At 48.2% G+C, this 6,904-nt stretch carries 7 protein-coding genes; 2 read left to right on the top strand and 5 right to left on the bottom strand.

Annotation, left to right across the window (positions count from 1 at the left end; translation table 11 throughout):
* Positions 1-1,560 (top strand): hypothetical protein (locus tag RMO27_RS00255; protein WP_309727920.1); only part of this gene is annotated, 1,560 nt, incomplete at its 5' end.
* Between the two features lie 318 nt (positions 1,561-1,878).
* Here the strand turns inward: RMO27_RS00255 and RMO27_RS00250 are convergent.
* Positions 1,879-2,505 (bottom strand): response regulator transcription factor, encoded by a 627-nt coding sequence (locus tag RMO27_RS00250; RefSeq protein WP_309727914.1) that lies wholly within the window; start codon positions 2,503-2,505, stop codon positions 1,879-1,881.
* Between the two features lie 78 nt (positions 2,506-2,583).
* The gene (locus RMO27_RS00245; RefSeq protein ID WP_309727912.1) at positions 2,584-3,480 is read right to left on the bottom strand and encodes a trypsin-like peptidase domain-containing protein; all 897 of its coding nucleotides are present in this window, start codon (positions 3,478-3,480) and stop codon (positions 2,584-2,586) included.
* Between the two features lie 239 nt (positions 3,481-3,719).
* On the opposite strand from RMO27_RS00245, the gene RMO27_RS00240 reads away from it, so the two are divergent.
* Positions 3,720-4,364 carry a Vat family streptogramin A O-acetyltransferase gene (locus RMO27_RS00240; protein ID WP_396133589.1) on the top strand — a complete coding sequence of 215 codons (645 nt, stop codon included), beginning with the start codon at positions 3,720-3,722 and terminating at the stop codon, positions 4,362-4,364.
* Positions 4,365-4,425: 61 nt separating this feature from the next.
* Here the strand turns inward: RMO27_RS00240 and RMO27_RS00235 are convergent, their stop codons facing one another.
* The 3 genes from RMO27_RS00235 to RMO27_RS00225 are packed head-to-tail and all read right to left on the bottom strand — an operon-like array spanning position 4,426 to position 6,615.
* A complete protein-coding gene (locus tag RMO27_RS00235) occupies positions 4,426-5,076 on the bottom strand; it encodes a lysophospholipid acyltransferase family protein (protein WP_309727910.1) in 651 nt (216 codons plus the stop codon).
* Complete coding sequence (locus RMO27_RS00230) at positions 5,073-6,017, bottom strand: phosphatidate cytidylyltransferase (protein WP_396133588.1); 945 nt, start codon at positions 6,015-6,017, stop codon at positions 5,073-5,075. Before RMO27_RS00230 ends, RMO27_RS00235 begins: the two co-directional genes overlap by 4 nt.
* A complete protein-coding gene (locus tag RMO27_RS00225) occupies positions 5,995-6,615 on the bottom strand; it encodes a CDP-alcohol phosphatidyltransferase family protein (RefSeq protein ID WP_309727905.1) in 621 nt (206 codons plus the stop codon). Before RMO27_RS00225 ends, RMO27_RS00230 begins: the two co-directional genes overlap by 23 nt.
* Between the last annotated feature and the right edge of the window lie 289 nt (positions 6,616-6,904).

The following is a 6,904-nucleotide window of genomic DNA, read 5'->3' as shown; positions in this document are numbered from 1 at the left end:
CACCCAGTAAAACAGATCGCCCAACAATTGGCGATCTCGACTGTCGATATTTTTGATCGGGGGTTGTCGATGCCCCAACTCCAACAGTGGCTGCTCCGGCCGTGGCAATTTTGGGAGCAGTTGGTTCAAGCGCGGATCGATCGATCCAAATCGAGTTTGCCGTTTACGATCCTGAGTGCGATCGCGACGATCTCGATCTTGATGCTGGCAGTAGGGTTGCGATTCGAGCATCCCCTGACCGAATTTCGCTTCAGTCATCCCGATACCTATCGGCAATTACTACTCACCCAAAAGATTTTGGCGCGGGATTTACTCCCAGTTGATCGGATTCCAATTTTTCCGAGTTTAGCGGCTTTTCTAACTGCTGTGAGCGGCGTTCATCCCTTGCATGTCGTCCACTTATTAGGGGCGATTGTCGGCATGTTGCTGGTGCTGAGTGTCGGCTATACGCTCCGGTGTTTGACTAATAATGGTGCGGCGACATTGGCCACGACCTATAGTCTGGGAGCCTATCTATTTACATGGCAGCTACCGATTTCGAGCCAATTGCCGCTCGGCATCCAGCAATGTCTGCACGTGCTCAAAGATACTCTCGATCGGGGCTTAATTCGATCGTGGGCGGTGAGCGAGTTTGAACTCGGCGCACTGTTTGCAATTTTGGCGATCGGCTGTAGTACTCATCTCCACCGCGCTCCCCAGCGGCTCGAAGCACTCGTCAATACCCTCTGTTGTGTCCTATTAGTCGCAGCGATCGCGCCGAGTCTGCTGATTCTGCTGTTATTTGGCAGCTTTGGGATGATTTTTGGGCGACAGATGGCACTATTTACACTCAGTATGGCCTGGACAATTTTAGCTGTCTTAGCGGCGATCGATCTCGTTGGCGGAGCCTCTCCCCTGGAGCCTCGCTTTCCCCTCCTCACTGGCATCTTAACAACGTTACCGATCGGCATGAGCTTATTGGTGGGGCTATTATTTATGGCGATTTCGACGGCGGGGAGATTATTATTGGCCAATTGGTCGGCTCCGGTCTGTTTGACCGTTTTTATCGCCATTACGCTCAATTTTTGTCTACCGGCATTACCGGAGATCGATTATCTCGAATACGACGCTGCCGCCCGCAAAGCAGTGGAAATCGGCCATCTCTTCCCCCGCCATCAATGGACTGTCGTTGCCCCAGTCGAACAATTATCGCAAGTCTACGGTCGCGGCTGGTACGAAGATGCGGCTGTCTTTACGGCGAAGTACCAAGATCTCGTTACTACACCGAGCTTTCATTTTCCCCACCCGACCCCATTATTAGTATTTACTGAAAAACGCCCCTTTATCGCTGATAAGCCAGAATATCCAGTTCCTTATTCCGTACTAATCGATCCGACTTATCGTCATTATCGCTCTCCCAGTGGGCGTACCCAGTTAGCGGGTGCCCTGTTGCAACTATGTGAAACCTATCGCCGCCATCATCCCGATCTCCAGCGGATTTATTATGAAAACGATCGCTTGCGGATTTATCAATTCTCACCAGTCTCGATCTCTAAAAAAACGCCCCAACTTACCAGTTAAGGTTAGCCAGGGACGAATAATCAGGGTGCATCTACTACTCCTATATCCACACCCTCCCGCTCGCTATCGGGACGAATTTCAAATCTCGGTTAGTGCCTAAAAAAAACGCCCCAACTTACCAATTAAGGTTAGTCAGGGGCGAATAATCAGGGTGCATCTACCACTCCTATATCCACACCCTCCCGTTCTCTATCGGGACAAAATCAATAAATAAATCTAGGCTCAGGAAAATTGGATCGCTGGTTTAGGTGTCACGATGCTCTCAATCTAAGTTCGATCGTCGATCTCAGCATCCTCGTGCGTTCGCGCCCAGAAGTGTCAAAACAAAATCAAACCCAAGCCAATTCCCACCTTCACCGCCTCCGTGCGGGTAGAAACATGCAACTTCTGAAAAATAGATGAAATGTGAAATTTGACTGTATGGTCGGAAATATGTAGATTTTGGGCGATCGCCTTATTTGCTAATCCTGCCCCGATTTGCACCAAGACTTCAATCTCGCGTGATGTCAAGATTTGCGTTGACGGAGCTGCAACCTGTTCGCGCGCGTTGAATAACTCGATTGCCGTCGGTGGCAGTACTAACCAACCTCTCGCGATCGCCACCATCGCTGCCCCTAGTGCTATTTCGGTACTCGTATCGGGCAAAATCCCCCGCACACCAGCCTGGAAAGCCACCTGGAGATCGCCATCCCAATCATACAGGGCGATCGGGATCCTAGCTGCTCGCCCTGCTTGTAACAGCGTCAACTGCTCCCACAGGGATGCTTGGGGTGAGTCACCTAGATCGAGCAGGATCGCATCGGGTTGAGATCGATCGACCGCCGCTGCCAAAGTTTCGAGATCCGCCGCAGTGCCCACGACCTCGATCTCTGGATCGATCGACAGTGCAACTGACAACCCCGCACGGGCAACAGCAGCCGTGGCAACTACTAAGACACGAATCATTTAGGGGTGAGTGAATAGTGAATAGTGAATAGTGAATAGTAGCTAGATTTTGGAACGATCTCCCAGTCTGCCAGTCCCCTAACGTTCGCCAATCTCGATCGACAACTCCACCAATGCACCGCCGCGAATGATGCCGATTTTCACATCTTGTCCGACGCGATCGCCACGATTGAGCAAGGCACGGACATCGCTGGGATCTAGCAGGGGTATACCATCCCAACTCATCAGGATATCGCCTAATAATAAGCCGCCGATATCTGCGGGACTTTGAGGTTCGACATTGATGAGGATGACCCCAGTTGGCACGGTTAAATTCAAAGCTGCACTCAGTTGGGGTGACAGTCGGACTGGTTGCATCCCGACGCCCAGATACCCCCGCGCGATCCGCCCCTTGGCCGCTAATTGGTTGACGACTCGATCGATCGTTTCGGACGGAATCGTCAAGGCCGTCCCGCGTTTTCCCATCGTATTCATGCCGACAACCCGACCCGTTGCATCGACCAAGGCACCCCCTGCAAAACCCCGATACAGGGTTAGATCTGGTCGGAGGTAGCAATCTATCATCCCGCCGCTCATACTCTGCCAGGAGCTGCCCAGGATGCTCACAGCACCCATTGTCGCTCGGACATCACCTTCGGGGCTTCGAGCTATTCCCCAGACGAGATGGCCGACTTTGAGCGTTGCGGTATCGCCGACTGTGGCGACGGGCAAACTTTCAGCATCTGCCAGGGTAAATACGGCGATATCGGTGGAAGGATCGCGACCCAAGAGGGTAATCGGCATCGTGCCAGTAGCACTGACGATCGATAGCTCGTCATGGCTTTGCAATGACTCATCCGACGTCACGATCAGCCCTTTGCGCCAGTGAATGCCGCTAGGGGAGACTCTTTTGCCCGGATTGATCGCCACGATTGCCGCTCCGGCTGCCGCGACGATATCGGCGCAACTATTAGATAGTTCCAAGATTGCAGACATATAATTTCCTCGGTATCTAGCTCGAATGCTCTTATTGTGCCGCACGATCGATCCTGACGGTACTGGCAGAATAGGGGGAATTTAGCCTAGTAGAATGGCTAGGTTCGATCTTTACTGCTTGATCTGCCGATTTAGTAATTGAGTAAGCATAATAGTCGAAGGTGGTCTTGCGATCTGGAATCAGATCGGATCACCATAATTCACTTTGCAAGCTGGGAGCGATTCTCCAAGGAGAGGCTATGCCAACGATTTTGTCTGGAGCAGATCCACAAGTCAAGCATCCAATGAACGGATTTCCCCAAATCTGCTTCATTAAAAATACTGTTTCAAATCCCAATATCATCATTGGTGACTACACATATTATGATGATTTAGATGATTCAGAAAATTTCGAGCGCAACGTTTTATATCATTATCCATTCATCGGCGATCGGTTAATTATCGGTCGATTTTGTGCTTTAGCTAGAGGCATCAAATTTATCATGAATGGTGCCAATCATCAGTTAGCTGGATTCTCGACCTATCCATTTCATATTTTCAGCAATGGCTGGGAAAAAGTAGCCCCGCCAAGTGGCGAGCTTCAACATAAAGGAGATACAGAAATCGGTAATGATGTGTGGATCGGTTATGATGTCACGATTATGCCCGGAGTGCATGTAGGAGACGGGGCAATTATTGCGGCCAAGTCGGTAGTAACCAAGAATGTTTTACCATATACGATCGTCGGTGGCAATCCCGCTCAACTTATTCGCCAACGATTTGATAATGAGACGATCACCGCACTACTAAAAGTCGCTTGGTGGCATTGGGATATTGAGAAAATTACTCGCAATCTAGAGAAGATTGTAGCAACAGATATTCAAGCTCTAATTAATAGTGATTAGATCGCATCGCCAATAATTTTCAATAGTTGAGGCTGAATCGATCGAATCTCTACTAACATATTCACAGCTCGGAATGTGAGGTGGGAATATTAACTAGTGTCGATAACTCTTGCATTTCGCGATCGAGTAAATCCATAAAAGCTTGCTTCTGGCCGCTCCATAATAGCGGCGTCCCGATCGCCAAATCGCAGAAAAACGGGACTAAAATCTGCTCTCCCTTGGGTAAAACCTTCCCTAATCCATAGATAAATACGGGATAAATCGGTACATCAGGATGCCGTTTTGCCAGATGAGCGATCCCACTTTGAAAGCTGGCTAATGATTCTGGATTACCTCTAGAACCTTCTGGATAAATAATCAAAATCTCGCCCCGTGCTAATGCCTCCGAACATTTGGCTAAGGGGTGTGCCGTATGACTAGATTTATGACGATCGATCGGGATAATGCCGATCATCTTGAGGGCAAACCAAGCCAACAACCGATTTTTTAAAAAATATTCAGCAGCCGCAACCGGACGCAATTTCGATAGCAATTGCAAGGGGAAAATCGTCATCAATACCAGCGTATCGAGATGACTATTATGATTGGCACAGATAATTGCTGGCCCACTTGTTGGTAATCTAGATCGATCGACAATCCGCAAGCCAATTACCACCAGCACTACCAGCCGGACGATCGTTCCAAAAAATAGTAGTCGCAATAACTGAATCAAACGAGCATTCCTCGGAAATAAAAATATACAGTAAAGTGAAAAAATAGCGGTGCCGTATAAGTTAGACTATCGATGCGATCGAGAATCCCACCATGACCGGGAATAATATTACCGCTATCTTTGACACCCAAATCTCGTTTGAGAGCGGAAATAGTTACATCGCCAATAAAGCCAGCACAACTAATAATTAAACCCACTCCTAGCGCATGAATCCAGTCAAATGGCGTCAACCATGGTGCGATCGCGATTGCTAAGCTAGTAGTAGTTAAGATACCACCGATTAATCCTTCCCAAGTTTTATTGGGACTGACTGTTGGTGTCACCGGATGACGACCCAAGGATTTTCCCCAAATATACTGGGCGATATCATTGATTTCGGTGAGAAAAACTAAATATAAAACTAAGCCCGCACTACCCGCGATCGGATTGCCGCGATCGGGTAACATCAGCAAATAAGCGAGATGTCCCAAACTAAAAACTGTCAGCATCAATCCCCAGTGGAGCGTCCCGATCGCTTTGAGAAAACCCTGAGTTTCACCAGCAATTACCATCCGCATCGGTAAGAAGAGAAAGGTATAAACTGGTACAAAAATTAGAAACATCACATACCAGTGAATCGAGATCCAATAATATTGGATGACGATCGCTAAATATGCCCAAAATAGGACGCGGCGATCGGACAAGCGAGTCGGAATCAACGAGATATATTCCTTGAATGCCAAGAAGCTCAAGAACCAATACAAACAGAGCGCGATCGAACGATTTGCAATCAAAGTTATGGCAAATAATGCTACAATCCAGCACCAAGAAGTCAACCTTTGTTGAAGCTCTATTTGTTTGAAAGCTGGGACTACGTATACACTTAAAGTCGCGATGACTAATAGTGACCCGATCGCACCCAAACACCACAAGACATTATCAGCGGGCAGATTCCACATCATTTTTGCTGGTTTCGACCAGAGTACTATTAATCCGATTAATTATTGTCAAAATTGATAAGCCAATGATGCCGATCCACACGAAATCTAGCCAAGGCGCAGGCAAAACTCCGAACCAAAACAGCACGGCAATCATACTAAACATTACCCCGCGATCGGTTTTGTACATCGGGCCATCATACTGACGTTGACCGCCGACTGTCAGCCCCAAAACACCAGTCAGTTCGCTAATTATCGACAACACGACAATAATTGCTACCAAATAGCCAGACACCCCAGGTAATAACCCAAACGGCAGATAGATCGCCGCATCAAACACCACGTCAGCTAATTCGTTTAAAATCGCACCTAATGTCGATGTCATCTGATGTTCGCGGGCGAGCATCCCGTCGATGACGTTGAGCGTCGCTCTGACCAACATCAGCAGCGGCACTAAGATCAGGAAATAGTTGTGCCAGAGGATTAACCCCCCACAACCGATCGCCAGACAAGTTGTCAAAATCGTCACCTGATTTGGTGTTACGCCGATCTTAGCCAGCCAGGGGACGATCGGTCTGAGTAAGTTCTGAGAGGCTGGTTTGAGCTGATAAATAGTTGGCATAAATTTTTAGGTGTATCGATCGATTAAAGTCTCAAAAAGATTGCTAATAATTGAAAAATATTGTGGCTAGCAGCAGAACATTAAGTAGATCTCAAATTCATACTCTCATCTTAATAAGCCCTGAAAATAGCTAATCCGAACACATTCATTAACTTCAGTTCTGGTTAAGGATTTTTGATCGAGAAACCCCACTCACAGATCGATTCCCATTGCGGAGCTAATGCGAAGCGCGCCCCGTTGCCCACAAACCAACCCTTGTGCAGGGGAGTTTGAGGGGCGGCACTCCGCT

It is taken from the genome of Chamaesiphon sp. OTE_75_metabat_556, from assembly GCF_031378165.1.
Taxonomy (GTDB): Bacteria; Cyanobacteriota; Cyanobacteriia; order Cyanobacteriales; family Chamaesiphonaceae; genus Chamaesiphon.
This window is presented reverse-complemented; position numbering and strand designations above follow the sequence as displayed.